This is a genomic window from Kaustia mangrovi, from assembly GCF_015482775.1.
GTDB classification, from domain to species: Bacteria; Pseudomonadota; Alphaproteobacteria; order Rhizobiales; family Im1; genus Kaustia; species Kaustia mangrovi.
In genome coordinates this window covers 2,870,316-2,895,373 of sequence record NZ_CP058214.1, presented here as the reverse complement: position 1 = coordinate 2,895,373, position 25,058 = coordinate 2,870,316, and the positions used below count along the sequence as shown (strand labels likewise).

26 protein-coding genes and 1 tRNA gene are annotated in these 25,058 nt (G+C 67.9%); 19 read left to right on the top strand and 8 right to left on the bottom strand.

The window, feature by feature from the left end; translation table 11 throughout:
* Positions 1-6 precede the first annotated feature (6 nt).
* Together HW532_RS13455 and HW532_RS13450 are read right to left on the bottom strand one after the other, a co-directional pair.
* Positions 7-1,101 (bottom strand): calcium:cation antiporter, encoded by a 1,095-nt coding sequence (locus HW532_RS13455; RefSeq protein WP_246479001.1) that lies wholly within the window; start codon positions 1,099-1,101, stop codon positions 7-9.
* Positions 1,102-1,201: 100 nt separating this feature from the next.
* Positions 1,202-1,639 (bottom strand): helix-turn-helix domain-containing protein, encoded by a 438-nt coding sequence (locus HW532_RS13450; protein ID WP_213160963.1) that lies wholly within the window; start codon positions 1,637-1,639, stop codon positions 1,202-1,204.
* Positions 1,640-1,721: 82 nt separating this feature from the next.
* Here HW532_RS13450 and HW532_RS13445 point away from each other — a divergent pair, with 82 nt between their 5' ends.
* A complete protein-coding gene (locus tag HW532_RS13445; RefSeq protein WP_213160962.1) occupies positions 1,722-2,207 on the top strand; it encodes a DUF2938 family protein in 486 nt (161 codons plus the stop codon).
* Between the two features lie 8 nt (positions 2,208-2,215).
* On the opposite strand, the gene HW532_RS13440 is transcribed toward HW532_RS13445, so the two are convergent.
* On the bottom strand, positions 2,216-3,163 hold the full coding sequence (locus HW532_RS13440; RefSeq protein ID WP_246479000.1) for a hypothetical protein: 948 nt from the start codon (positions 3,161-3,163) through the stop codon (positions 2,216-2,218).
* Between the two features lie 229 nt (positions 3,164-3,392).
* Here HW532_RS13440 and HW532_RS13435 point away from each other — a divergent pair, with 229 nt between their 5' ends.
* The 3 genes from HW532_RS13435 to ampH all read left to right on the top strand — a co-directional run bounded on the left by HW532_RS13435 (position 3,393) and on the right by ampH (position 7,122).
* Positions 3,393-4,787 carry a DUF3300 domain-containing protein gene (locus tag HW532_RS13435; protein ID WP_246478998.1) on the top strand — a complete coding sequence of 465 codons (1,395 nt, stop codon included), beginning with the start codon at positions 3,393-3,395 and terminating at the stop codon, positions 4,785-4,787.
* 23 nt (positions 4,788-4,810) lie between these two features.
* On the top strand, positions 4,811-5,770 hold the full coding sequence (locus HW532_RS13430) for a DUF2950 domain-containing protein (RefSeq protein ID WP_213160961.1): 960 nt from the start codon (positions 4,811-4,813) through the stop codon (positions 5,768-5,770).
* A 185-nt stretch (positions 5,771-5,955) separates the two neighbouring features.
* Entirely contained in the window at positions 5,956-7,122 is a 1,167-nt protein-coding gene (gene ampH / locus HW532_RS13425; protein ID WP_246478973.1) for a D-alanyl-D-alanine-carboxypeptidase/endopeptidase AmpH, read from the top strand.
* A gap of 88 nt (positions 7,123-7,210) precedes the next feature.
* On the opposite strand, the gene HW532_RS13420 is transcribed toward ampH, so the two are convergent.
* Positions 7,211-7,285, bottom strand: a tRNA-Thr gene (locus HW532_RS13420).
* A gap of 149 nt (positions 7,286-7,434) precedes the next feature.
* Here HW532_RS13420 and HW532_RS13415 point away from each other — a divergent pair.
* A complete protein-coding gene (locus HW532_RS13415; RefSeq protein ID WP_213160960.1) occupies positions 7,435-7,602 on the top strand; it encodes a hypothetical protein in 168 nt (55 codons plus the stop codon).
* Between the two features lie 55 nt (positions 7,603-7,657).
* On the opposite strand, the gene yihA is transcribed toward HW532_RS13415, so the two are convergent.
* The 4 genes from yihA to rpmH form a co-directional block, all read right to left on the bottom strand.
* On the bottom strand, positions 7,658-8,317 hold the full coding sequence (gene yihA / locus HW532_RS13410; RefSeq protein ID WP_213160959.1) for a ribosome biogenesis GTP-binding protein YihA/YsxC: 660 nt from the start codon (positions 8,315-8,317) through the stop codon (positions 7,658-7,660).
* Between the two features lie 4 nt (positions 8,318-8,321).
* Positions 8,322-10,151, bottom strand: a complete 1,830-nt coding sequence (gene yidC, locus HW532_RS13405; protein WP_213160958.1) for a membrane protein insertase YidC — start codon at positions 10,149-10,151, stop codon at positions 8,322-8,324.
* Positions 10,152-10,189: 38 nt separating this feature from the next.
* Positions 10,190-10,573 (bottom strand): ribonuclease P protein component, encoded by a 384-nt coding sequence (gene rnpA, locus HW532_RS13400; RefSeq protein WP_213160957.1) that lies wholly within the window; start codon positions 10,571-10,573, stop codon positions 10,190-10,192.
* A gap of 77 nt (positions 10,574-10,650) precedes the next feature.
* Positions 10,651-10,785 carry a 50S ribosomal protein L34 gene (gene rpmH / locus HW532_RS13395; RefSeq protein ID WP_213160956.1) on the bottom strand — a complete coding sequence of 45 codons (135 nt, stop codon included), beginning with the start codon at positions 10,783-10,785 and terminating at the stop codon, positions 10,651-10,653.
* A 326-nt stretch (positions 10,786-11,111) separates the two neighbouring features.
* On the opposite strand from rpmH, the gene HW532_RS13390 reads away from it, so the two are divergent.
* The 14 genes from HW532_RS13390 to HW532_RS13325 all read left to right on the top strand — a co-directional run bounded on the left by HW532_RS13390 (position 11,112) and on the right by HW532_RS13325 (position 24,981).
* A complete protein-coding gene (locus HW532_RS13390; RefSeq protein WP_246478965.1) occupies positions 11,112-11,960 on the top strand; it encodes a TVP38/TMEM64 family protein in 849 nt (282 codons plus the stop codon).
* 43 nt (positions 11,961-12,003) lie between these two features.
* Positions 12,004-13,431 carry a dihydrolipoyl dehydrogenase family protein gene (locus HW532_RS13385; protein WP_213160955.1) on the top strand — a complete coding sequence of 476 codons (1,428 nt, stop codon included), beginning with the start codon at positions 12,004-12,006 and terminating at the stop codon, positions 13,429-13,431.
* 57 nt (positions 13,432-13,488) lie between these two features.
* Positions 13,489-15,021 carry a sensor histidine kinase gene (locus HW532_RS13380; protein ID WP_246478964.1) on the top strand — a complete coding sequence of 511 codons (1,533 nt, stop codon included), beginning with the start codon at positions 13,489-13,491 and terminating at the stop codon, positions 15,019-15,021.
* Positions 15,022-15,226: 205 nt separating this feature from the next.
* The gene (locus HW532_RS13375; protein ID WP_213160954.1) at positions 15,227-16,066 is read left to right on the top strand and encodes a transporter substrate-binding domain-containing protein; all 840 of its coding nucleotides are present in this window, start codon (positions 15,227-15,229) and stop codon (positions 16,064-16,066) included.
* Positions 16,067-16,145: 79 nt separating this feature from the next.
* Positions 16,146-16,931, top strand: a complete 786-nt coding sequence (locus tag HW532_RS13370) for an amino acid ABC transporter ATP-binding protein (RefSeq protein ID WP_213160953.1) — start codon at positions 16,146-16,148, stop codon at positions 16,929-16,931.
* An 11-nt stretch (positions 16,932-16,942) separates the two neighbouring features.
* Positions 16,943-17,626, top strand: coding sequence for an amino acid ABC transporter permease (locus HW532_RS13365; RefSeq protein ID WP_213160952.1), 684 nt, complete (start codon positions 16,943-16,945; stop codon positions 17,624-17,626).
* On the top strand, positions 17,626-18,291 hold the full coding sequence (locus HW532_RS13360) for an amino acid ABC transporter permease (protein WP_213160951.1): 666 nt from the start codon (positions 17,626-17,628) through the stop codon (positions 18,289-18,291). The genes HW532_RS13365 and HW532_RS13360 overlap by 1 nt, the downstream gene beginning before the upstream one ends.
* Before the next feature lie 45 nt (positions 18,292-18,336).
* A complete protein-coding gene (locus HW532_RS13355; RefSeq protein ID WP_213160950.1) occupies positions 18,337-19,266 on the top strand; it encodes an N-carbamoyl-D-amino-acid hydrolase in 930 nt (309 codons plus the stop codon).
* An 11-nt stretch (positions 19,267-19,277) separates the two neighbouring features.
* On the top strand, positions 19,278-19,895 hold the full coding sequence (locus tag HW532_RS13350; RefSeq protein ID WP_213160949.1) for a flavin reductase family protein: 618 nt from the start codon (positions 19,278-19,280) through the stop codon (positions 19,893-19,895).
* A 17-nt stretch (positions 19,896-19,912) separates the two neighbouring features.
* Entirely contained in the window at positions 19,913-20,860 is a 948-nt protein-coding gene (locus tag HW532_RS13345) for a dihydrodipicolinate synthase family protein (protein WP_213160948.1), read from the top strand.
* Positions 20,850-21,638 carry an SDR family oxidoreductase gene (locus HW532_RS13340; protein ID WP_213160947.1) on the top strand — a complete coding sequence of 263 codons (789 nt, stop codon included), beginning with the start codon at positions 20,850-20,852 and terminating at the stop codon, positions 21,636-21,638. The genes HW532_RS13345 and HW532_RS13340 overlap by 11 nt, the downstream gene beginning before the upstream one ends.
* Before the next feature lie 190 nt (positions 21,639-21,828).
* On the top strand, positions 21,829-23,292 hold the full coding sequence (gene hydA / locus HW532_RS13335; RefSeq protein WP_213160946.1) for a dihydropyrimidinase: 1,464 nt from the start codon (positions 21,829-21,831) through the stop codon (positions 23,290-23,292).
* Positions 23,293-23,308: 16 nt separating this feature from the next.
* A complete protein-coding gene (locus tag HW532_RS13330; protein WP_213160945.1) occupies positions 23,309-24,001 on the top strand; it encodes an aspartate/glutamate racemase family protein in 693 nt (230 codons plus the stop codon).
* Complete coding sequence (locus tag HW532_RS13325) at positions 23,998-24,981, top strand: LysR family transcriptional regulator (RefSeq protein ID WP_213160944.1); 984 nt, start codon at positions 23,998-24,000, stop codon at positions 24,979-24,981. The genes HW532_RS13330 and HW532_RS13325 overlap by 4 nt, the downstream gene beginning before the upstream one ends.
* Positions 24,982-25,058 lie beyond the last annotated feature (77 nt).

Genomic DNA, 25,058 nt, shown 5'->3' with positions numbered 1-25,058 from the left:
GGGGCCTTACGGGATGGCCGCGATCACCAGGAACGCGCAGAAGATCACCATGTGGACGCCGCCCTGAAGCACCGTCGTGCGCCCGGTCGCCAGGGTGAGGGTGCTGGCGAAGAGGGTGAGCACGAGAAGCACCATCTCCTCCGCCTCCAGCCCCAGCGTGAGCGACTTGCCGATAAGGAGCGAGGTCACCGCGACCGCCGGGATCGTCAGGCCGATACTCGCGAGTGCGGAGCCCAGAGCGAGGTTCAGGCTGGTCTGCAGCTTGTTCATGCGGGCCGCACGTGTGGCGGCGAGCCCTTCGGGCATGAGGACCACCGCCGCGATCACGATGCCGACAAACGCCGTCGGCAGGCCCGCCCCGGCCACCGCCCGGTCGATCACCGGCGAGAGGGTTTCCGCAAGGAGGATGACCGCGGCGAGCGCGACGACCAGCAGCACCGCGCTGATCAGGACCTGCCGGCCCGCGGGCTTTACCCCACCGGTCTCGTGCTGCTCAAGGTCGAGGAAATAGGAGCGGTGCCTGACGGTCTGGACGAACAGGAACAGGCCATAGAGCGCGAGCGAGACGATGGCCACGAAGGAGAGCTGCGCGACCGAGTAGATCGGCCCCTCCTCGGCGAGCGTGAAATTGGGCAGGATGAGCACCAGCGTGGCGAGCGTGCCGAGAACGCCCAGCGCGCTGCTCGCCGCGTTCGTCTGGAAGCCCTGCTCGTAGAAGCGTATGCCGCCGGTCAGCAGGCACAGGCCCACCACCCCGTTGAGCACGATCATGATGGCGGCGAAGACGGTATCGCGCGCGATCTCCGCGCCCCCGTCGGGCGAAGACACCATGATGGAGATGATGAGGGACGCCTCGATTGCCGTGACCGCCGCGGCGAGCACCACGGAGCCCATGGGCTCGCCGATGCGCGCGGCAATGACCTCCGCATGATGGACGGCGGCGAACACCGCCCCGCCCAGAAGCACGATGGCGAGGGCCTTGGCGGCCATGCCGTCCATATAGGGGAGGTGGAGATGCTCGGCGACGAGCAGCACCGCCGCGGCGAGCGGAAACGCCCAGGTCCAGGCGGAAGTGGATACCGTTCCGTCGTTCTCGGTCACGAAAAGCCCATCGGTCGGGATTGCCTTGCCCGCACAGTCTGACCGGGAACGGTTGACAGTTTGATAATGCCGCGACTTTCGGTGAAACGGCAGCCGCCGGTCAGGTGCGCCGGGCGCTCGCGGCCTTGCTGGAGGAACGCCCGCGGGCCTGGCGCGCGCCGGCCGCGGCGAGCAACCGCCGGAATGTCGGGCAGTCCATATGGCTCGGGGCCGGGCAGGCGGCGGCATGGCGCAGGGCATCGCGCAGCGCGGCCAGCCTGACCACGGTGCGGTCGAGCTCGTCGGCCCTGGCCGACAGCCGCTCCCTGTCGATGCGCGGCTGTCCGTCCGGGGCGAACATCTCCGCGATCTCGTCCAGTGAGAAGCCCGCACGGCGCCCGAGCGCGATGAGCGACAGGCGCTCGAGCACATCGCGCTCGAACTGCCGGCGCAGCCCGTGCCGGCCCACCGAGCGGATCAGGCCTTTCTCCTCGTAGTGTCGCAGGGTCGAGGCCGGCAGGCCCGACCGCCTCGCAACCTCCGAAATATCCAGAAACATGGGGCTTGACCTCAAGTCGACTTGAAGTGGCAAGGTCGCATCCGAAACCGGGAAACGCAAGCGGCAACGATGGGAGAGTATCATGTCCGATTTCGCGGCCATATTCGGCCATGCGGTCCCCGTGGGGATCGTCGCCACGCTGGTCATGGACGCGGTGGCCGTCCTGCGCGGTAGGATCCTGCGCACGGCCACGCTCGACTACCGCCTTGTCGGGCGCTGGATCGGCCACATGCCGCGGGGGCGGTTCGTGCATGCGCCGATAACGGCCTCGCCACCGGTGCCGGGCGAGGCCGTTATCGGCTGGACCGCGCATTATCTCATCGGCATCGGGTTTGCCGCAGGCCTCGTCGCCATCGCGGACTGGCCGCCCTCGGCCGGCGCCTGCCTCCTGGCAGGCCTCGCGACCAGCACCGCACCGTTCCTGATCCTGCAGCCGGGTCTCGGTCTTGGAATTGCCGCAGCGAAGACGCCAGCCCCGAACGCTGCACGCCGGAGCACGCTCGTCACCCATCTGAGCTTCGGCCTGGGGCTTTATCTCGGCGTCGCGATGCTGTCCGCCCTGCCCTGACCCGAAGTCTAGAACCGGAGGACCGCGCCGAGGACCGGTCCGTGCTCGACGATATCGTAGACGAAGCCGTCATCGCGATAATCGACACCCAGCGCGCGGTAGCCGACTGTGGTGGAGAAGCTGCGGCTCCACTGATAGCCGACGCTGCCGAACACGTCCCACGCGAAGTCGGACGCGACGCCGAAGCCGCCGATCATCCCCCAGCCGGTCAGGTACCAGCTTTCGTCCAGGTTGAGACGGCCCCTGAGCCCGATCATCGGATCGACCCAGGTCTCGCCGTCATTGCCGCTATACGCCCCGACCTCCGTACCGTCGGCGGACAGCTTCGCCCGGATCTTGGTATCGACGCTCCACAGGCGGGCGCCGGCCATCAGATCGGCCGTTCCGCGCTCGCTCTCCAGAAACCGGTACTCGCCCATGAGCGTGCCCGTGAACGTCTCGGTCTTGACCTTCGCATCGAGTTTCACAGGCACGTTCCCGACGGTGCCGGTCAGGCCGCTGTCGGTCGCGATCTTGATATAGATGAGATCGGCGAAGACCGCCCAGCGTCCCTTGCGCGCCTCGCCGACCGCCATCCCCGCAAACTTCAGCTCCTTCCAGATGTCGCCGAAGCTCTGGTCGATATTGATGGTCGGGCGATCGAACATGCCGACTTTGCCATCCAGACCGGCGGCCCACATATAGATGGCGACGGCGAACTGCCAGTCGCTCTCGGGCGCGGCCTCCGGCGGGGGCACGTCATAGACGAGATCGGCCGCGGAGGCCGGAGCGGTCGACATCTGGCCGGCGAGAACGAGAGCGGTGCCCAGACAGGCCGCCCGTCCGATCTCGCGCAGGCGCCGTATCGCCCGGTTGCCGGCCGAGCGCGGCGACCGGCATGAACGTCCTTCGGTTGCCGTCCGGCCGTAACGCAATCCCAGAGCGTTATTCGCAGAAACCGCCTGTTCCCCGTTCATGACGCCTTATCCTCGCAGAGTCGACCGGTCCCCCGGACCTCGGGAAGGTCGCCAACTGTTCGGCATATTGCAACAAATTTCTGAGTTCGCCGAGGAGTGCGCGGCGGGACCCGGCGCCCGCCCGACCTTTCATGGTCAACTTGCGTGAAGCTTCTGCTATGATCGCGTCCTGGGTGGATATGCTGGGCCGATGCCTGAGACAGATGCCTGAGACAAAAGGGGGAACGCCGTGAGAAAACTCCATCGCATTATCAGGATTTTGACGGTCTGCGTGCTGATCCCCCTGTTCGGCGCCGTCGCAACGGTCGGGTCCGTTGCCCAGAGCCAGGATCAGGGCCAGGACCAGAATCAGGACCAGGCGGCCACGTCCCAGCAGACGGCAGCGTCGCAACCGGCGGATGCGTCCCAGCAGGCGCCCAAGCCCCTCACCGAGGACGAGCTCGAGGTCCTCGTGGCGCGGATCGCGCTCTATCCGGACGATCTGGTCTCGCTGATCACCTCAGCCTCGCTCTACCCCCTCGAGATCGTGCAGGCGGCCCGCTATCTCGACGCCTATGAGAAGGACAAGAGCCTGAAGCCCAAGGACAGCTGGGATCCCAGCATCATCTCGCTGCTCAACTATCCCGAGATCGTGAAGATGATGAACAACGATCTCGACTGGACCCAGCAGCTGGCCGACGCCATCACCTACCAGCAGAAGGATGTGCTGGTCGCCATCCAGCAGCTTCGCTCGGAGGCGGTCGCCAAGGGCGTCATCAAGACCGACGACAAGGTCAAGGTCGTCAAGCAGCAGGACAATATCGTCATCCAGCCGGCCAGCACCCAGACCATCTATGTCCCGCAATATCCGCCCCAGATGCTCTATGAGCCGGGCTATCCTCCGGCACCCATCGGCTATTACCCCACCCCCTATCCCTATTACTACTATCCGACGGCGACCTTCTTCGCCGGCGTCGTCACCGGTGCGATCTGGGCGTCGGCGATCGACTGGAACCACTGGGGCGTGTGGGGCGGCGACTGGCATGGCGGCAACAATGTCAAGATCGACTGCAACAACTGCTTCAACAACCGGAAATTCAACGGCAACATCAATATCAACGACATCGACTGGCGGCATGTCGACCGCTCCAAGATCAAGATCGACCGGAGCGAGTTTGCCAAGATCGGCCACTCCGAGCTGAGACGCGGACTGGAGACCAACCGCAACAACGCGCTCCACAACCAGGCAGCGCGCATCCGCAGGGAACGGCCAGAAACGGCGCCGGGCCGGGCGCATCTGTCGAGAGACATCCGCAAGAGCACGCTCGAAGGTCTGAAGAAGAGGCCGGAAGACCTGAAACGGGACCGGCCGGGCGGCGATCGCCGGGCGGCCGAAAGGCACCGCATAGAGAAGCGCCCGGGCGCGAAACAGGCCCGCAAGACGACACGGATCGATCACCCGGTCGGCAGGAAGAAGCCGGCAGGGCGGATCGACAACCGCCCGAGACACCCCTCCGGCTTCGGACATGTCCGCAGCGGCAAGAGAGAGAGGATCTCCAGCGAGCGCGGCTTCAGATCGATGGGCGGCGGGCGCCGGGGCGGCGGCCACAGGTCGTTCAGGCATGGCGGCGGACGCAGGCGTTGAGCACGGGCAAAGGGACTGGAACAATGATTGCTATTCTTCACCACCTGCTTGTCCGCCCGGCGCTGGCTCTCGGCCTCGTCGTCTCCCTTGCCACCCTCTCCCCCGTGCTTGCCGCCTCCGCGCAAGACGATGAGGGCATCGAGGCTTTCGCGTCGCAGGAGGCACCGCCGACCTTCGACACCGCCGCGGCGGCCGTCGACGCGTTCCAGACGGCTCTCGCCGACGACGACCTCGATGGCCTGGCCCGCCTTCTCGGCCTCGATGCCGCAAAGCTCAAGGCCGACGAGGGGTCGATGGACAGCTATGCCCGGATCCGCGAGGGGGCGGCCAGACAGCTCTTCGTGGAGGAGGACGGCGATCGTGTCCTCATCGATCTCGGCGCCAAGCTCTGGCCGTTCCCCTTCCCCGTGGTGAAGACGGATGACGGCAAATGGGCGTTCGACGCCCAGGCGGGTCTGGAGGAGATCGTCAACCGGCGCATAGGCGAGAACGAGCTGGAGACAATCGCGACCATGCGGGCCTATGTCGCTGCGCAGCACGCTTACGCCTCCGCGGACCGAGACGGCGACGGCGTGCGGGAATTCGCCCAGAAGCTCCTGAGCGGAGACGGCGAGACCGACGGGCTCTACTGGCCCGCCGGCTCCGATGCCGGGGAGAGCCCCGCCGGGGAATTCGTCGATCAAGCCGCGCTCGACACGGCGCGCGAGGGGCGTGGCTATTTCGGCTATCGCTACCGGATCCTGACAGGCCAAGGCCCGCGGATTGCCGGAGGCGCCTACGACTATGTGATCAACGGCAACATGATCGCGGGCTTCGCGCTCCTGGCCTGGCCCGTCACATATGGCCAGACCGGCGTGAACACCTTCATGGTGAACCAGTACGGCATTGTCTACGAGACCGATCTCGGCCCGGCCACCGCGGAGATCGTGCCCTATATCGAGCGCTTCAACCCGGACGACAGCTGGGATGTCGTGACTGACTGATCCGTTCCGCCCCCAATCGGGCCCAACCCGGCCCGCTCCCCGTCGATTGGCGGCAAAGGGCGGCAGCCGGTCAGGCGTCGCCGCCCCTTTCCTCCGGACCGCTCGCGCCAGCCGGGGCTGGCGCCACGCCGACCCTATGCTAGAAAAACTATGGCTCGAACGAACGCACGAGGGGGACGGTCGACATGGGGCAGACGATGGGGCGGACGACAGGCCGGCGGCTGACGGCGATAGTGACCATCGCGGCCGGTCTCGCCGGCCTCGCCCTGCCCGCCGGGGCACAGGACAGGCTGCTCGACGAGACCGTCGCGTTCACCGGAACGGTGCTGTTCCTGGAAACGGGCGTCCCGGGGCTCGTCATCGGGGCGACGCGGAACGGAGAGACGGCGGTTTCCGGCTTCGGCGAGATCGCCGACGGGTCCGGCAAGGCGCCGGACGGCGACACGCTGATGCGTGTCGGCTCCATCACGAAGGTCTTCACCGGGGCGGTTCTGGCGAGCCTCGTCGCGGACGGCACGGTGAACTTCACCGACCCGCTCCAGGACAGGATCGGCTGGGATGTCGAGGTGCCCCAGAAGGGCGGCAAGCCGATCCGGCTGATCGATCTGGCGACCCACACATCCGGGCTCCCGCGCGAGGCCGAGCGCGAGCCGGGGCCTGCGGACGACCCGTTCTCAACGCTCACGAAGGAGACCTATATCGAGGCGCTGTCGGGCGCGCCCCAGCTCTTCGCCTCCGGCACCGGCGGGCTCTACTCGAATTTCGGCTTCGACATGCTGGCCGCGGCGCTCGGCAACGCGGCAGGCACGCCCTACGAGACGCTTCTGGCGGACCGCGTCCTCCGCCCCATAGGGCTTGGCGACACCGTCTTCGCCCCCGGCGAGGGCGACAAGGCCAGGCTGATGCAGGGGCACGGCTTCGACGGTTCCGCGCTGCCGGACGTGCCCTCCGGCCCGGTCATGGCCGGGGCGAGCGGCCTCTATTCGACGGCCAACGACATGCTGAAATGGCTGCAGTGGCACCTCGACCGCTTCTCGCCCGGCCACGCCGAGATGCGACTTCTGGACCATGCGGCCTATGTCCGGCGCGACGCCCTCTCCCCGGTCTACGGCTTCGACGAATCGGGCCGGATGGACGCCATGAGCCTCGGCTGGATCGTGATGGAACCGGAGGGCGACCGCCCGCTCATCCTGCAGAAGGCCGGCGGGCTTCAGGGCATGTTCGTCTATCATGCCTTCGCGCCGACCCGCGGCGTCGGCGTCTTCGTCGCCATCAACGCGTTCGACTTCTCCGCCGCCACCCAGATCGCGCAGTTCGCCAACGACCTCATCGCCCAGCTCGCCCCGCGCTGATATCCGCACGGTACGAGCCCGGTAGCGCAGCCGGCCAGCCGCAGCGCTGTCGCCGGTATCCCGGAGAAGTCTGTTATGGGAAAAAAAATGGTGCCGCCGGCGTGAATTGAACACGCGACCCCACCCTTACCAAGGGTGTGCTCTACCCCTGAGCTACGGCGGCGCCTTTTGGGCTTGCGGCCCGATCGGGCGCGAGCGAGGCGGAAACTGCCACAGTGCGCGGCGAAGCGCAAGCTCGCCAATCGCTCCTGCGACATGTTATTTGCGGGAGACCAGTGCGGCCCGGCCGCGCCATCACGACCAGGCTTGCCGATGACCGACCGGAAACGCGAAAAAGCGGACAACGAGACCGAACGCGCCAGGCGGCTCGCCGAGGCGTTGCGGGCCAATCTGCGCCGCCGCAAGGACCAGGCGCGCGAGCGCCGCGAGCCCGGGCGGGGCGAGGACGGCGACGGTCCGCGCCGGGATGGCGGCGAATAGGACGGCGGCGGCCGATCTCCGACCAGCCACACCCAGACAGGGCCTTCGGGACTCTTCAGCGTTCCGTCAGAAGCGCGATCTCAGCGCGAAGCTCCGCAATGCCGGTGCCCTTCGCGCTGGAGGTGACGTGGAAGCCCGGATGGGCCGCCGGCCGGCGCTTCAGAGCGTCTGCGACGGCGGCGCATATGCGTTCGAGCTCGGCGGGTTTGACCTTGTCGGCCTTGGTCAGCACGATCTGGTAGCTCACCGCGGCCTCGTCCATCAGCGCCATCATCTCCAGATCGCTGTCCTTCAGCCCGTGGCGGGCGTCGACGAGGAGGAAGACGCGCTTGAGGCTCGGCCGGCCGCGCAGATAGTCGCGGATGAGCGCCTGCCAGCGCCGGGCCTCCGACTTCGCCGCCTTCGCATAGCCGTAGCCCGGCATGTCGACGAGGCACAGAACGTCGCCGAAGGTGAAGAAATTGAGCTCGCGGGTGCGCCCGGGCGTGGAGGAGGTGCGCGCCAGCGCCTTGCGGCCGGTCAGCGCGTTGAGCAGGCTCGACTTGCCGACATTGGAGCGGCCCGCAAAGGCGACCTCGCAAGGCGCTGCCGGCGGCAGCCCGTCGAGCTTCGCCACCCCGCGCAGAAACGAGAACTCGCGCGCGAACAGCAGCCGCCCCGCCTCGATGGCCTGGGGCGGAAACGCGTCCTCGTCCGTGCCGTCAGGCGAGCTCACGGCCCTAGCCTTCCGACTCGCTGACGCCCTTCTTGCGACCAAGCCCCAGTGAACTCCGGATGTTCTGGAACAGCTCCACCTTCACCCCCTGCCGGCGCATGATGACATATTGCTGGAGCACCGAGAGCGTGTTGTTCCAGGCCCAGTAGATCACCAGCCCCGAGGGGAAGCGGGCGAGCAGGAAGGTGAAGAAGACCGGCATCCAGTTGAAGATCTTGGCCTGGATCGGGTCGGGCGGCGCCGGGTTGAGGCGCATCTGCACCCACATGGTCACCCCCATGATGATCGGCCACACGCCGAGCATGAGCAGCTCCGGCGGCGTCCAGGGAATGAGCCCGAACAGGTTGAAGATGGTCGTCGGATCCGGCGCGGAGAGATCCTGGATCCAGCCGAAGAACGGCGCGTGCCGCATCTCGATGGACACGAACAGCACCTTGTAGAGCGCGAAGAACACCGGGATCTGGATGAGGATCGGCAGGCAGCCGGAGACGGGCGTCACCTTCTCCTTCTTGTAGAGCGCCATCATGGCTTCCTGCTGCTTCATCCGATCGTCGGGATAGCGCTCGCGCAGTTTCACGAGCTCCGGCTGAAGCTTCTTCATCTTGCTCATCGAGATGTAGGACTTGTTGGCGAGCGGGAAGAAGATGAGCTTCACGACGACCGTCGCCATGAGGATAGCGACACCGAAATTGCCGATGAGATCGTTGAAGAACTCCAGGAGCCAGAACATCGGCTTGGTGATGAAGTAGAACCAGCCCCAGTCGATCAGCAGGTCGAACTGCTTGATGCCGAATTCCTCGGCATAGCCGTCGACCGTCTGCACCACCTTGGCGCCGGCGAAGACGCGGCTCTCGTAGGTCGCCGTGCCGCCCGCGGGCACCGCAATGCCGCCGGACACCAGATAATCCGCCTGATAGGTGTCGACACCGCCGCGCGGCATATCGAGGAACCGCCCCTCGATGGCCGACGACTGGTCGGGAATGATCGTGACGGCCCAGTACTTGTCGGTAATGCCGAGCCAGCCGCCCGTCGCCTTGTGGCTCTGGGGCTGCTCGGCTTCCTGCAGGTCGGAATAGTCGAGCTCGATCAGCCCGTCGTCGCCCAGATAGCCGATCGGCCCCTCGTGAAGGATGAAGAACCCTTCCGTCGGGGGCGTGCCCCGCCGCGAGACCAGGGCGTAGGGAAACAGCGTGACGGGCTCGCCCGACGTGTTCTCCACATCCTGGCGCACGGTGAAGAGATAGTGGTCGTCGACGGAGACGGTGCGCTTGAAGACGAGCCCCTCGCCATTGTCCCAGGTGAGCGTCACCGGGGTCGACGGGGTGAGCGTCGCGCCCTCGGGCGCGCTCCAGACCGTGTCCTTGGTCGGCAGCTTGAGCTGCGCACCGCCGCCGGCCGCCCAGCCATGCTCGGTGTAATAGGCACCGGGTCCGCCCGACGGCGACAGCAGCGTGATGGTCGGGCTCTCCGGGTCGACAGTGACGTGATAGTCCCTGAGGTGCAGATCGTCGAGGCGGGCGCCCTTCAGGTTGATCGAACCGTCGACCCGCGGCGTCTCGATGGCGATGCGCGGGGAGGCGGCGAGCGCCTGGGCGCGACCGGCGGTCGCGGCCGCGGGGCTGCCGGAGGCCGCGGTCCCGCCCGGTGCGGTGGGGGCGGTGGTGCCGCCGGGGCTCGGCGCGGTGCCGGCCCCGGGCGAGGCCTGATCGGTGGCCGTCTGCTGCGGGGCCGGTTCCTGTTCGAGTTGAGGGATCCCGACAAAGACCTGCCACAACAGGATCACGACTGCGGAGAGAACAATCGCCAGGATGAACTGCTTGTTGTCGGCACCCATAATTCACCGTCCTTGGGATCGTCGGTCCGCCCGCCGGCCTATCGGCGGCGCCGGGCCGGTCGTGATCGTGCTCCTTGCGCGCCCGCCCCTTGTGGGCCGCGCCGGTGGACCGCGTCAAGCGCGCGGTGCAAATCCTCCCTGAGCAGGTCGAACGGACGCGCGATCGTGCCCAGGCGCCCGATGACCACATAGTCGAAACCGGGCCGGGCGAGCGGCGGCATCGTGAGGCGAACCGCCTCGCGCAGGCGACGGCGCACGCGATTGCGCGTCACGGCATTGCCGACCTTGCGCGTCACCGTGAAGCCGACGCGGGCCGGCCCGCCATCGCCACGGTCGCGCGCCTGCAGGACGAGCCCCGGCATCGCCCGGGACACGCCTCGCGCGGCGGCCAGAAATTCCGGTCTCTTTTTCAGGCGCTCCATCGGCTGCGGCCCGCTTCACCCGTTCGCATATGGGGCGCGCGTGCATCACGCAGCCGGGACCTCGCATCGTCAAGGGCTCAGACGGACAACCGCTTGCGGCCCTTTGCCCGGCGGCGCGCCAGCACCAGGCGGCCTCCCTTGGTGGCCATGCGAGCACGGAACCCGTGGCGCCGTTTACGAACCAGGCGGCTCGGCTGAAAGGTTCTTTTCACTGTCGTCTCCGCAAGACTGTATCAGGGGTCTCGCCGGCATATGCTTCGGACCGGACATCGCTGCCCGAGCGGACCGCCTGCTGGACCATGGTCGGTATCAAGGATCGTGCGGGCTTATACGGAAACCGGCCGGCCAAGTCAATGAACCGAGCGTCGCAGAAGGCACGGTTCGCGGTCCCGTCACAGGCGATCACGTTTGATGGCCGGCGTTCACATGCGCTTGAGCGGCGATACGCAGGGCCGCGCGGACGGGTTATCTTCGAAGTCTGCCGGGATGGGGGCTCGCCATCCGCTCTATGGCATCGCGGCCATCACGAAGGTAGCCTATGAACGATAACGGGACGATCACCCCTTTCACCGGCAAGGACACAGCGATGGGCGACACCGGCCCCTCCAGCCCGCGCCCCGGCCGCAGCGCCGTCGGCCGCTATGCCCCGCTCGCCGGTCTCTTGATACTGGCGCTCATCGTCTATGCAAGCGGATGGCACCGCTATCTGAGCCTCGAGGCGGTCTCCGAGCATCGCGCCGCGCTCAGCGCCTTCGTCGCGCGCAACTATGTCACGGCGCTCGCCTGCTACATGCTCGTCTACGCCCTGGCCGTGGCCCTTTCGGTCCCGGGCGGCGCGCTTTTGACCATCACGGGCGGCTTCCTGTTCGGCTGGCTGGTGGCGAGCGTCTCCACGGTCCTCGCCGCGACCGCGGGCGCCGTGATCGTCTTCCTGATCGCGCGCAGCGCGCTCGGCCATATCCTCGCCAGACGGGCCGGGCCGCGGCTGAAGCGCCTGTCGGAGGGGTTCCGCGAGGATGCGATGAGCTATCTCCTGTTCCTGCGGCTCGTGCCGGTCTTTCCCTTCTGGCTCGTCAATCTGGCGCCTGCCCTTCTCGGCGTGTCCCTCCCCGTCTATGCGCTCGGCACCTTCATCGGCATCGTTCCGGGCACGGTCGCCTTCGCGGTCCTCGGCGCGGGCCTCGACAGCATCATCGTCGCCCAGCGCGAGGCCTACGAGGCCTGCATGGCCCGGCAGGACGCGGCGGACTGCACCTTCTCCCTCGATGTCGGCGCCCTGTTGACGCCGGAAATGGTCGCCGCCCTCGCCGCGCTCGGCGTGATCGCCCTCATTCCGGTCGCCCTTCGCAAGTGGCGCCGGCGGCAGGCTGGCGGCAGCCCCGAATGAACCGCCTTCCCGACCGCATCGCCCCATCAGGACATTGCATCCCATGACCAAGGCCGAGCATTACGATCTCTGCATCATCGGGGCGGGCTCCGCCGGCCTGTCGGTGGCCGCCGCCGCCGTCCAGTTCGGCGTTCGCGTGGCGCTGATCGAGAAGGGCGCCATGGGCGGCGACTGCCTCAATTTCGGCTGCGTGCCCTCCAAGGCGCTGCTGGCCGCGGCCAAGCACGCCCAGGCCATGCGCTCCGGCGCGCCCTTCGGCATCGCCCCCGTCGAGCCCGAAATCGACTTCGCGGCGGTTCGCGACCATGTCCGGCGCACCATCACCGCCATCGCCCCAAACGACTCCGAGGAGCGCTTCGCGGCCATGGGCGTGGAGGTGATCCGCGCACCGGCCCGGTTCCTCGACGCGGCGACCCTGGAGGCCGGCGGGCACCGGGTTCAGGCGCGCCGCTTCGTGATCGCCACCGGCTCGACCCCCGCCGTGCCGCCCATTCCGGGGCTCGACGGGGTCGATTACCTCACCAACGAGACGATCTTCGATCTCGCCGAGCGGCCCGACCATCTGGTCGTGATCGGCGGCGGCCCGATCGGCATGGAGCTCGCCCAGGCCCATCGCCGGCTGGGCGCCCGCGTCACGGTGCTGGAGGCGCTGACGCCGCTCGCCAAGGACGACGAGGAGGCCGCCGCCGTCGTGCTCGACGCCCTTCGGCGCGAGGGCGTGGAGATCCTGTCGGGCGCGGCGGTGACGGCCATCTCCTCGGAGGGCGGGACCGTGCGCGCCACGGTTTCCCTCGACGATGGCGAGGAGCGCATCGTGACCGGCAGCCATCTCCTCGTCGCCGCGGGCCGGCGGCCGCAGACGGGCGGCCTCGATCTGGAGGCGGCGGGCGTCGCCAGCACGAAGGCCGGCATCACGGTCGACCGGTCGCTGCGCACCGCCAACCGGCGCATCTACGCCATCGGCGACGTGACGGGCGGCCTGCAGTTCACCCATGTCGGCAACTACCATGCGGGCCTCGTCGTGCGGAACGCGCTGTTCCACCTGCCCGTCAGGGCCGATATGTCCGCCATTCCGTGGGTCACCTACACCGATCCCGAGCTCGCCCATGTGGGCCTCGGCGAGGCGGAGGCGCGCGAGCGCCATGGCGAGGTCCATGTCCTGCGCTGGCCCTTCGCGGAGAACGACCGCGCCCAGGCGGAAGGCCGCACGGAGGGTTTCGTGAAGGTCATCGCCTCGCGCCGCGGCCGGGTGCTCGGCGCCGATATTGTGGGGCCGGAGGCCGGCGAGCTCATCCAGCCCTGGGCGCTTGCCATATCGTCGAAACTCACCGTCAAGGCGATGATCGAGACGGTCCTGCCCTATCCCACGCTCGGGGAAGTCAACAAACGCGCCGCTTACGTCTATTATACGGGATTGCCGGAGCGCCCATGGATTCGCCGGCTCGTGCGCTGGCTCGCTAAGCTCGGCTGACGGATCCGGCGCTCGCCGGAGCGAACCGCCCCGAACCGTACGGAGAGCCCGAAGAGCGTGGCAGCGGACGAGCGAGACGACAGGATCGAGGAGCGCACGGCGCCTGCCGCGCCGGAGGCGGACGAGCCCACGCGCCCGCGCCTGCTGCGCGGCCTGTCCGGCAAGCTCCTGGCGCTCACCGTGCTGTTCGTGATGATCGGCGAGGTGCTGATCTATGTGCCCTCCATCGCCAATTTCCGCATCACCTGGCTGAATGACCGGATCGCGGCGGCGCAGATCGCCACGCTCGTGCTGGAGGCCGCACCCGACAACATGGTCTCGGAAGAGCTGCGCCGGGAGCTGCTGCGCAGCGCGGGCGCGAAGGCTGTGGCGCTCAAGCGCGGCGATACCCGCCAGCTCGTGCTGAAGGCCGATCAGCCGCTGGAGGTCGACCGGCATACCGATCTGCGCGACTTCATGTGGATGTCGGCGATCTACGACGCCTTCGATACGCTGCTCGCCGGCGACGGGCGGATCGTGCGCGTGGTCGGCGCGCCGCCGCAGGACTCCGGCAACTTCCTCGAGATCGTGATCGACGAGACGCCGCTGCGCGCAGCCATGCTGCGCTACTCGATCAACATCCTCACCCTGTCCATCGTGCTGTCGCTGATCGTGGCGGCCTTCGTGTTCCTCGCCCTCAACTGGCTTCTGGTGCGCCCGCTGAGGCGGATGACGCGCGCCATGCTGCATTTCAGCGGCGACCCGGAGGATACCAGCCGCATCGTCGCGCCGTCGAACCGGCAGGACGAGATCGGCGTGATGTCGCGCGAGCTGAACCGCATGCAGAGCGAGCTGACCGGCATGCTCCAGCAGAAGAGCCGGCTCGCCGCCCTCGGCCTCGCGGTCAGCAAGATCAGCCACGATCTGCGCAACATGCTGGCGAGCGCGCAGCTCATCTCCGACCGGCTCGGCCAGGTGAACGACCCGACGGTGCAGAAATTCGCGCCGAAGCTCATCGCCTCGCTCGACCGGGCGATCTCGTTCTGCGCGCAGACCCTCAAATATGGCCGCGTCAAGGAGGCCCCGCCGCGCCGCGAACGCTTCGCGCTCCACGGCCTCGTGGAGGAGGTGGTGGAGGCGATCGCGCCGCAGGCCTCCAGCCGCGTGGTGCTCTATAACGAGGTGCCGCCCGATCTGGAGATCGACGCCGACCGCGACCATCTCCACCGCATCCTGCTCAACCTGACCCGTAATGCGGTGCAGGCGCTGGAGCAGACCGCCGATGCGGGGCGCCTCGCAGAAGACGGGCGCGTGCGCGTGCGCGCCTGGCGCGACAGGACCGGCGCCACCATGGAGGTCGCCGACAACGGCCCCGGCGTGCCGGCCAAGGCGCGCGCCCATCTGTTCGAGGCCTTCCAGGCCGGCACCAAGCCCGGCAGCGCGGGGCTCGGCCTTGCCATCTCCGGCGAGCTCGCGCGCGCCCATGGCGGCGAGCTGCGGCTCGTCGACAGCCCGTCGGGCGCGGTGTTCCACGTCGTCATCCCCGACCGTGTCGCCGAGCTGCGGCCCGGCCGGCGCGGGGAACGGCGCATGTCCGGCGGATCGTCCTGACACCTCCGGCCTGATGTATAAGATTCAATTATAGATCAGTAAGAATAAAAATAAGCTGACTAATTGATTTGGCACTCCGGCATTGGCTAGCGTTACGTCATCCGCAATCGCAGGGTGACAGGCGGCTGGTGGGGGCCACACCGTTTCCCGGTCTTGCGGACCGTTTCGTCCATGACCGCCAGGACCCAGGGGAGGTGTCATCATCATGAGGGGTACTGCTCTCGCGGCGCTGATCGGCGTCGCCATTATTGCCGTTCACCCGGCTTCGGCCCAGGAGGGCCCGCTCAAGACCGGGCTGGACGGCACCTTCGCACCGCACGCCATGCCGACGCTCGGCGGGGGCGTCGAGGGCTTCAATGTCGACCTCGCCAACGAGATCGCACGCCGGCTCGGCCGCGAGATCGAGATCACCGCGACCCAGTTCTCCGGACTCCTGCCGGGACTCCAGGCCGGCACCTACGACTTCATCGTCGCGCCGACCACCGTCACCGCGGAGCGCGCGAAGAACCTGCTCTTCGTGGAAGGGTATCTCAATACCGATTTCCAGTTCGTCGTGAAAGCGGATGCCGCAGATATCGACGCGCTGGAGGATTTCGAGGGCAAGACCATCGCCGTCAACAAGGGCTCGGCCTATGACCGCTGGGCGCGCGACCTTGCCGGCGAGGTCGGCTGGACGGTCGAATCCTACGGTACCAACACCGATGCGGTGCAGGCCGTGCTCGCCGGCCGCGCGGACGCCGCCGTCGCCGGCAACACGGTGATGGCGTGGGCCGCGAAGAAGAACCCGCAGGTCAAGCTCTCCTTCCTGCACTCCACCGGCCGCGTCTTCTCCATGCCGTTCCGCAAGGACGACGAGGAGATGCGCAACAAGGTCGAGGAAGTCGTGGAGTGCATGAAGCTCGACGGCACGCTGAGCGAGATGTCGGAGAAATGGTTCGGCGTGACGCCGGCCGGCGATTCCGCCGCACGGACCGTCTTCTTCGGCTATGGCGTGCCGGGCGTGGAGGGCTACGACCCGACCCCGCACGTGCCGGACTGCGGCTAGGCCTAATCGAAGCCGGGAAGACGGCATGGACTCCGATCGCGGTCGCACATATCCGCTTCAGGGCGATCGGAGTCCGTTCATGGGCACGATTGCCGGTCCCCAGAGACAAGGTCCCCGATCCGTGGCACAGACACCCCACCTTCTCGACATTCAGGGCGTGCACAAGCATTTCGGCACCTTCGAGGTGCTCAAGGGCGTGGACCTTGCGGTCGCGGAATGCGAGCTCGTCTTCATCATCGGCCCGTCGGGCTCCGGCAAGAGCACGCTGCTTCGCTGCTGCAACAGGCTGGAGGAGCCGAGCGACGGCCGCATCTTCGTCAATGGCGACGAGATCACCGCGCGCGGGGCCGACCTCAACGCGCTGCGCCGCCGCATCGGCATGGTGTTCCAGGCCTTCAACCTCTATCCCCACCTCACAGCCCTCGGCAATGTGACGCTCGCGCTGCGCAAGGTCGTGGGCAAGTCGCGGGCCGAGGCCGACGAGATCGCCCTTCAGGCGCTCGACCGGGTCGGGCTGAAGGACAAGGCCGAGAACTATCCAAGCCAGCTCTCCGGCGGCCAGCAGCAGCGCGTCGCCATTGCCCGGGCGCTCGCGCTGGAGCCGCGCATCATGCTGTTCGACGAGCCGACCTCCGCGCTCGACCCGGAGCTCGTGGGCGACGTGCTCGCCGTCATGAAGGACATGAAGGATGCCGGAATGACCATGCTGGTCGTCAGCCACGAAATGCGGTTCGCCCGCCAGGCCGCCGACCGCGTGGTGTTCATGGACGAGGGCCGGATCGTCGAGCAGGGCAATCCGGAAGAGGTCTTCGCCAACCCCAAGAGCGAACGCGCCCGGGCCTTCATGTCCCAGGTGCATCACTGACCCCGCGTCCCATGAGCCAGTTCGACCGCTTCCTCGCCACCTTCTTCGACTGGGAGATCATCCGCGATTTCCTGCCCGCGCTCGGCCAGGGCTTCGTGATCACCTGCCAGCTCATGGTCTCGATCGTGGTCTCCGGCCTCGCCCTCGGCCTCGTGCTCGCGGTCGCGCGGACCTTCCGTATCCGCGCCGTCAATGCGGCCATCGTCGTCTATGTGGACGCGCTGAGGGCCCTGCCGCCGCTGGTCCTGATCCTGCTGGCCTATTTCGGCCTGCCCAATGTCGGCATCGGCCTGTCGGGCTTCACCGTGGTGTGGCTCGTACTCACCCTCGTCCTGGCGGCCTTCGCGGAGGAGATCTTCTGGGCGGGCATCCTGTCTGTGCGGCAGGGCCAGTGGGAGGCTGCGCGTTCCACGGGCCTCGGCTTCCTGCAGACGCTCGTCTATGTCGTCCTGCCGCAGGCGGTAAGGCTCACCCTGCCGCCGCTCACCAACCGCACCATCGCCATCACCAAGAACACCGCGCTCGGCACGGTGGTCGGCGTCGGCGAGATCCTCAACCAGGCGACCACGGCGCAATCCTTCGTCGGCAACGCCTCGCCGCTCATGGCCGGCGCCATCGCCTATATCGCGCTGTTCGTGCCGGTGGTCGTGCTCGGACGCTGGCTGGAGACCCGCTATAGCTGGAGGAAGGCCTGATGGACGCCGTCCTCGACCAGTTCTTCAATCTCCAGATCATGATCGACGCCTGGCCGATCATCTGGCGCGGGCTGCTCATGACGCTCCTGCTGTGCGTCATCGTCATCCCGCTCGGCCTTGTCGGCGGCCTCGCGGTGGCGCTCCTCGGCACGGTGCGCTCAAAGCCTGTGCGCTGGGCGGTGATCGGCTTCGTGGACCTGTTCCGCGCCGTGCCGCCGCTCGTGCTCCTGATCTTCGTCTATGCGGGGCTGCCCTTCGCTGGCCTCCAGCTCTCCCCGCTCGCCGCGGTGTCCATCGCCTTCCTCCTCAACAATTCCGCCTATTACGGCGAGATCTACCGCGCCGGCATCGAGAGCATCGGGGCAGGCCAGGCGGAGGCGGCGCGCTCGACGGGCCTCAACGCGTTCCAGACCATGGCCTATGTCGTGCTACCCCAGGCGATCCGCAACGTGCTGCCCGACCTCGTCTCCAACACGGTCGAGATCGTGAAGCTCACATCGCTGGCCAGCGTCGTGGCGCTGCCGGAGCTGCTCTACTCCGCCGACATGGCGCGCTCGGTCACCTACAACACCTCGCCCATCGTCATGGCGGCGGGGATCTACCTTCTCATGCTGTGGCCCGTGGTCCGGCTCCTGAGCCGGCTGGAGCACCGCATGGGGCACTGACGGACAAGAGGGTTTTCCCGATATCGACTGTGGAGTTTCAGACAGATGCGTGAAGTCGTGGTGGGCGGCGCCCAGATGGGGCCGATACAGAAGAGTGATACGCGCGAGGCGGTGGTGGAGCGCATGATCGCGCTCATGGACCGGGCGCACGAGGCGGGCTGCGATCTGGTGGTCTATCCGGAGCTCACGCTCACCACCTTCTTCCCGCGCTGGTACATGGAGGATCAGCGGGAAGTCGACAGCTGGTTCGAGCGCGAAATGCCGAACGAGGCGACCGCGCCGCTGTTCAAGCGCGCGCGCGACTACGGCATGGCCATGTCGCTCGGCTATGCCGAGCTCACCCCCGACGGCCATCATTTCAACACCCAGATCCTCACCGACAAGACCGGCGCGATTGTCGGCAAGTACCGCAAGGTGCACCTGCCCGGCCATGACGAGTTCGATCCCGAGCGCAGCTTCCAGCATCTGGAGAAGCGCTATTTCGAGCCGGGCGACCTGGGCTTCCCGGTCTGGCGCGCGCTCGGCGGCATCATGGGCATGTGCGTGTGCAACGACCGGCGCTGGCCGGAGACCTATCGCGTCATGGGGCTGCAGGGCGTGGAGCTCGTCATGCTCGGCTACAACACCCCGTCGGTGAATTCCCAGAAGGGCGACGAGGGCCCGGAGAAGCGGCTGTTCCACAACCGCCTCGTCGTGCAGGCCGGCGCCTACCAGAACTCCACATGGGTCGTCGCCGTCGCCAAGGCCGGCGTGGAGGACGGCCATCCGCTCATCGGCGGCAGCCTCATCGTCAATCCGGACGGCGAGGTGGTCGCGGAGGCGAAGACGGAGGACGACGAGCTGATCGTGCATCCTTGCGACCTCGACGCCTGCAACTTCGGCAAGGAGACAATCTTCGACTTCGCGCGTCATCGCCGGATCGAGCATTACGGCCCGATCACCGGCCAGACGGGCATTGTGCGCCCGAAGGAATAGGGACGCCGCCGATGTTCCTCGATTTCCGCGCGCTGCGCCCCCGCGAGCGCTACAAGCTGATGACGGCGACGGTCGTGCCCCGGCCGATCGCCTTCGTCTCAACGCGCTCCGCCGGCGGCCACGGCAATGCCGCGCCCTTCTCCTTCTTCAACGTGTTCTCCGAGGACCCGCCGCTCCTCGTCCTGGGTCTCGAGGGCCGGCGCGACGGCGGGCTCAAGCACACGACGGAGAACATTCTCAGGACGGGCGAGTTCGCGGTCAATCTGGTGGACGAGGCCCTCGCGGAGGCGATGAGCGTGTGCGCCGCCGACTGGCCGGGCGAGGTGGACGAGATCGAGGCTTCCGGGCTCACCGCGGCACAGGCCGTCGAGATCGATGCCCCGCGCATCGCCGAGGCGCCGGTGAGCTTCGAATGCCGGCGCCATGTGACGCTGGAGTTCTCCGCGCGGCGCCATCTGGTGGTCGGCGAGATCCTCGCCATGCATGCCAGGGACGGGCTGATCGACCCCGACACGCTGCGCCTCGACTGGGCGGCCTATGCCCCGGTCGGGCGCCTCTATGCCAACCGATATATCCGCACGCACGACGTCTTCACACTCGACGTGCCCGAGCCGGCCGGGACCGGCTGACAGAGAAGGGGGACCCCATGGCCGCACATCGCCTGAGCGAGGATGCGAAAGGCGTCTACATCATCTCCGCGACGCCCTTCGGCGATAATGGCGCGCTCGACCTCGACAGCGCGGACCGGCTCACCGACTTCTATGTGGAGACGGGCGTCGACGGCATCACGATCCTCGGCATGATGGGCGAGGCGCCGAAGCTCTCCGCCGACGAGGCGGTGGCCTTCATGAAACGCGTTGTCGCCCGCGTTCGCGACACCCATCCCGTGGTCGTCGGTGTCTCGGGCGCCGGCCTCGACAACATGGCGCGGCTTGCCGGAACCGCGATGGACGCCGGGGCCGCCGGCGTCATGGTCGCGCCCATGGCGGGGCTTTCGACGGAGGAGCGGATCCACGCCTATTACGCGCAGGTCTTCAAGGCGCTGGGCGAGGACACGCCCGTCTGCTATCAGGATTATCCGCAGACGACGGGTGTCCACATCTCGGTCGGCTGCTTCACCCGTCTGACGCGCGATTTCCCCCAGCTCGTCATGCTCAAGCACGAAGACTGCCCCGGCCTCGACAAGCTCACCCGCGTGCGTGCGCAGGCGGAGGCAGAGGGCGTGCGGCGCGTGTCGGTCCTGGTCGGCAATGGCGGCCTCTACCTGCCGCAGGAGCTCGCCCGCGGTGCCGATGGCGCGATGACGGGCTTCGCCTATCCGGAAATGCTCGTCGGCGTGGTGGGAAAGCACCGTGACGGCGAGCGCGATGCGGCGGAGGATCTGTTCGACGCCTATCTGCCTCTGGTGCGCCACGAGCAGCAGCCGGGCTTCGGGCTCGCCGTGCGCAAGGAGATCCTGCGCCGGCGCGGCATCATCGAGAGTGCGGCAACCCGGGCACCCGGGCCCTCGCTCACACCGGACGACCACAAGGAGCTCGACCGGCTCATCGCCCGCGTCGAGCGCAAGTCAAGGGAGCTCACCGATGGATCTTGAACTGACAGGCAAGCGCGCCCTCGTGCTCGCCTCCAGCCAGGGGCTGGGCGGCGGCATCGCCGCGGCGCTCGCCGCGGAGGGCGCGCATGTCGTGATCTCCGGGCGCAGCGAGGCCAAGCTCGCCGCCGCCGCGAAGGCCATGACGGAGAAGGGCCCCGGCCGCGCCGACTACGTCGTGTGCGACCTCTCCGCGCCGAACGCGGCGAAGGACCTCCACGACGCGGCCATGGACAAGCTCGGCGGCATCGACATCCTGGTCAACAATACGGGCGGCCCGCCCCCCGGCACCGCCACCCAGCCCACGCCCGACCAGTGGCGCGCCCAGTTCGAGACCATGGTGCTGAGCGTCATGGAGATCACCAATCTGTGCCTGCCGGGCATGCGCGAGCGCAAATGGGGCCGGGTGCTGACGGTGGCCTCGTCCGGCGTCGTCCAGCCGATCCCGACGCTTGCCATGTCGAACACGCTGCGCTCCGCGCTCGTCGGCTGGAGCAAGACCCTCTCCATCGAGGTCGGCGCCGACAATGTCACGGTGAACATGCTGCTTCCGGGCCGCATCCACACCGAGCGCGTCGACCAACTCGACGAGGCCGCGGCCAAGCGCCAGGACAAGCCCATCGAGGATGTCCGCGCCGCGTCGCGCGCGACCATCCCCATGGGCCGCTACGGCACGGTGGAGGAGTTCGCCGCCACCGCCGCCTTCCTGGTGAGCGGACCGGCGAGCTACGTCACCGGCACGCTGGTGCGCTGCGACGGCGGGGCGACCAAGGGGATCTGATGCGAGCTCCGATCAGGTTGCCACCCTCTCCGCTCATGCCCGCGAAGGCGGGCATCCAGCCTGGGTTCCCGCCTTCGCGGGAACGAGCGGAGAGAATTGCAGTGCCAGGCCGATCGGTTTCCGGGATGACGAGCGACTGGGCGGCGGCTGACACAGGCCGCCCCCGCCACACGACCGAACGGAGAAGGCAATGTCCGACTACGATCTCGTGATCGCCAACGGCCTCGCGGCGACGGCGACCGACACGTTCCGTGCCGATATCGGCATCCGCGACGGGCGCATCGTCGCCATCGCGGAGGAGCTTGAGGGCGGGGCGCGCACCATCGATGCCACGGCCAAGCTGGTGCTTCCCGGCGGCATCGAGTCCCACTGCCACATCGCGCAGGAATCCGCCTCCGGCATCATGACGTCGGACGACTACTACACAGGCTCCGTCTCCGCGGCCTTCGGCGGCAACACCACCTTCATCCCCTTCGCCGCCCAGCACCGCGGCCAGACCATCGCCGACGTGCTGAAAACCTACGACGACCGCGCCGCGCCGAAATCGGTCATCGACTACTCCTATCACCTGATCGTCTCCGACCCGACGGAGGCGGTGCTGAAGGAGGAGTTGCCGGCGGCGTTCGAGCGCGGCATCACCTCCTTCAAGGTGTTCCTCACCTACGACCTCCTGAAGGTCGAGGACGAGCAGATGCTCGACATCCTGACCGTGGCGCGCGAGCACGGCGCGCTCACCATGGTGCATGCGGAGAACAACGCGCTGATCAAGTGGATGAGCGCGCGCCTCATGGACAAGGACTATTCGGCGCCGAAATACCACGCGGTCAGCCATCCGCGCGCGGCGGAGGTCGAGGCGATCAATCGCGGCATCGCGCTGGCGGGCTTCGTCGACGCGCCGCTGCTCATCGTCCATGTCTCCACCGAGGGCGGTGCGCGCGCCATTGCCGATGCCCGCCGCGAGGGTCTGAAGATCTATGGCGAGACCTGCCCGCAATATCTCTTCCTCACGAGCGAGGACATGGACCGGCCCGGCGCGGAAGGCGCGAAGTTCTGCTGCAGCCCCCCTTTGCGCGATACCGAGACGCAGGACGTGCTCTGGCGCTATCTCCAGACCGGCGGGCTCCAGCTCTATTCCTCCGACCACGCGCCCTATCGCTATGACGAGACCGGCAAGCTCGTCCATTCCAAGGACCCCACCTTCAAGCAGGTGGCCAACGGCCTGCCGGGCATCGAGATGCGCGCGCCGCTCCTGTTTTCGGAAGGCGTGCGCACGGGCCGCATCTCGCTCAACCAGTTCGTCTCGCTGACCGCGACGAACGCGGCGAAGATGTTCGGCCTTCATCCGCAGAAGGGCACCATCGCCGTCGGCGCGGATGCCGATCTCGCCATCTGGGACCCCGACGAGACCCGCACCGTGACCGCCGGCGGGCTTCATGACAATATGGACTACACGCCCTTCGAGGGCCTGGAGGTGACCGGATGGCCGGTGACGATGATCTCGCGTGGCCGGGTCATCGTCGAGGGCGGCGAGCTCCTGGCGGACGCTGGGCAGGGCACGTTCCTGAAGCGCGCGCCGCACGAGCCGGCGGGCCTTTCCGGCCGCACGCCCCCGGAGCTCGACCCGGCGCAGTCCTTCGGGGCGAAGATAGTCTGACGGAGGCGCAAGCGTCATGACGGCAGGTCGCATTCTGGTCATCAACCCGAATTCCAACGAGACGGTGACGGCCGGCCTCGACGAGGCGCTTAAGCCCCTGCGGATCGCCGGCGGCCCGGCCATCGCGTGCATGACGCTGACGGAAGGCCCCTACGGCATCGAGAGCCAGCGCGACGTGGAGAGCGTCACCCTTCCGCTCGCCAGGCTGGTGGAGGCGCACACCGATACGGATGCCTTCGTCATCGCGTGTTATTCCGATCCCGGCCTCCATGTCTGCCGCGAGGCGACGGCGAAGCCCGTCTTCGGCATCCAGGAAAGCGGCGTGGTGACCGCGCTCTCGCGGGGCGACCGGTTTGGCGTCGTCGCGGTCGCCGGCCGGTCGATCCCGCGCCATCTGCGCTATCTGCGCCAGATGGGGCTCGAGGCCCGGCTGGCCAACGAGCGCCCGCTCGACATGACGGTCGCGGAGACCGCGAGCGGGGCCGACACCTTCGACCGGCTGGTCGCGGTCGGCGGCGCGCTGGTCGAGGAGGATGGCGCGGATGTGGTCATCCTCGGCTGCGCGGGAATGGCGCGCCATCGGGCGGGGCTGGAGGCCGCGCTCGGCGTGCCGGTGATCGACCCTACGCAGGCCGCTGTGGCCATGGCCGTCGGCGCGGTGGCGCTCGCCCGCGCGAACGCCCTGGCCGGAACGCCGGCCGCGCCATGAAGATCGAGCGCAAGAACGATCTGAGCCTGCGCCATCTGGAGGTCTTCGGCGCGGTGATGCGCTGCCAGACCATGGTCGGCGCGGCCTATGAGCTCGGCGTCTCGCAGCCGGCGGTCTCCACCACCATCAAGCAGCTCGAGGCCCAGCTCGGCTTCACGCTGTTCGAGCGCGAGAACCGCCGCCTCATGCCGACGGAGGAGGCGCGCGCGCTCTACAGCGAGGTCGAGCCGGTCTTCATGATGATGCGCTCCATCGAGAAGCGCGTGCGCGACCTGCGCGACACCAGCGCCGGCACGCTCAGGATCATCGCCACGCCGCCGCTCGCCAACACGGTCGCCCCCGCCGCGCTCAAGCGCTTTCTCGCCGACCGGCCGGGCGTCTCGGTGACCTACGATATCCGCTATCTCGATTCCGTCATCGAGGCGGTGGAGATCGGCGCGGCCGATATCGGCCTGCTGCTCGGGCTCGAGCAGCACCCGGCGGTGACCATGACGCCGATCCACGAATGCGGCATGGTGTGCCTCCTGCCGCCCGGCCATCCCCTGTGCGAGCGCGAGGTGGTCACGCCCGCCGACACGGTGGGCCATCCGCTCATCGGCCTCTATGCGGAATCGCGCCTCGGCGCGCTCCTGCGCGCGAGCTTCTACACGATGGGCGTGCCGTTCACCCCCGTGGTCGAGGTGCGCTACTGCCATTCCGCCGCGGTGCTCGCCAATGCCGGCATCGGCATCGCCATCGTCGACGAGTTCACCGCCGACTTCACCCGCACCTACGAGGTCCGCCAGCGCCCCTTCGCGCCCCAGACCCGCGTGATCGCCTCCTATCTCACCCGCCGCGACGGGCCGGGCTCGCGGCTTGCGGAGGCCTTCGCCGACGAGCTCAAGGCGGTGCTCGCCGAGCGCGAGGCCACCGCCCGCGCCAACCGGGACACCGCCGCCCTCTCCGCCCCGGCCTTCACATTGCGGACGGGCGAGCTGTAACGGGGTGATCTCGGCCACCGCCTCTGGCATGATCGGTCGTCATCGCGGCATGGATCGCACCCGATCCGGCCCGAACC

Bases quoted from the DNA above. Each gene is read 5' to 3' on its own strand.
- HW532_RS13450 (WP_213160963.1), bottom strand. From the start codon at position 1,639: ATGTTTCTGGATATTTCGGAGGTTGCGAGGCGGTCGGGCCTGCCGGCC.
- HW532_RS13445 (WP_213160962.1), top strand. From the start codon at position 1,722: ATGTCCGATTTCGCGGCCATATTCGGCCATGCGGTCCCCGTGGGGATC.
- HW532_RS13440 (WP_246479000.1), bottom strand. From the start codon at position 3,163: ATGAACGGGGAACAGGCGGTTTCTGCGAATAACGCTCTGGGATTGCGT.
- HW532_RS13430 (WP_213160961.1), top strand. From the start codon at position 4,811: ATGATTGCTATTCTTCACCACCTGCTTGTCCGCCCGGCGCTGGCTCTC.
- ampH (WP_246478973.1), top strand. From the start codon at position 5,956: ATGGGGCAGACGATGGGGCGGACGACAGGCCGGCGGCTGACGGCGATA.
- HW532_RS13415 (WP_213160960.1), top strand. From the start codon at position 7,435: ATGACCGACCGGAAACGCGAAAAAGCGGACAACGAGACCGAACGCGCC.
- yidC (WP_213160958.1), bottom strand. From the start codon at position 10,151: ATGGGTGCCGACAACAAGCAGTTCATCCTGGCGATTGTTCTCTCCGCA.
- rnpA (WP_213160957.1), bottom strand. From the start codon at position 10,573: ATGGAGCGCCTGAAAAAGAGACCGGAATTTCTGGCCGCCGCGCGAGGC.
- HW532_RS13390 (WP_246478965.1), top strand. From the start codon at position 11,112: ATGAACGATAACGGGACGATCACCCCTTTCACCGGCAAGGACACAGCG.
- HW532_RS13385 (WP_213160955.1), top strand. From the start codon at position 12,004: ATGACCAAGGCCGAGCATTACGATCTCTGCATCATCGGGGCGGGCTCC.
- HW532_RS13375 (WP_213160954.1), top strand. From the start codon at position 15,227: ATGAGGGGTACTGCTCTCGCGGCGCTGATCGGCGTCGCCATTATTGCC.
- HW532_RS13370 (WP_213160953.1), top strand. From the start codon at position 16,146: ATGGGCACGATTGCCGGTCCCCAGAGACAAGGTCCCCGATCCGTGGCA.
- HW532_RS13365 (WP_213160952.1), top strand. From the start codon at position 16,943: ATGAGCCAGTTCGACCGCTTCCTCGCCACCTTCTTCGACTGGGAGATC.
- HW532_RS13360 (WP_213160951.1), top strand. From the start codon at position 17,626: ATGGACGCCGTCCTCGACCAGTTCTTCAATCTCCAGATCATGATCGAC.
- HW532_RS13355 (WP_213160950.1), top strand. From the start codon at position 18,337: ATGCGTGAAGTCGTGGTGGGCGGCGCCCAGATGGGGCCGATACAGAAG.
- HW532_RS13350 (WP_213160949.1), top strand. From the start codon at position 19,278: ATGTTCCTCGATTTCCGCGCGCTGCGCCCCCGCGAGCGCTACAAGCTG.
- HW532_RS13345 (WP_213160948.1), top strand. From the start codon at position 19,913: ATGGCCGCACATCGCCTGAGCGAGGATGCGAAAGGCGTCTACATCATC.
- HW532_RS13340 (WP_213160947.1), top strand. From the start codon at position 20,850: ATGGATCTTGAACTGACAGGCAAGCGCGCCCTCGTGCTCGCCTCCAGC.
- hydA (WP_213160946.1), top strand. From the start codon at position 21,829: ATGTCCGACTACGATCTCGTGATCGCCAACGGCCTCGCGGCGACGGCG.
- HW532_RS13330 (WP_213160945.1), top strand. From the start codon at position 23,309: ATGACGGCAGGTCGCATTCTGGTCATCAACCCGAATTCCAACGAGACG.
- HW532_RS13325 (WP_213160944.1), top strand. From the start codon at position 23,998: ATGAAGATCGAGCGCAAGAACGATCTGAGCCTGCGCCATCTGGAGGTC.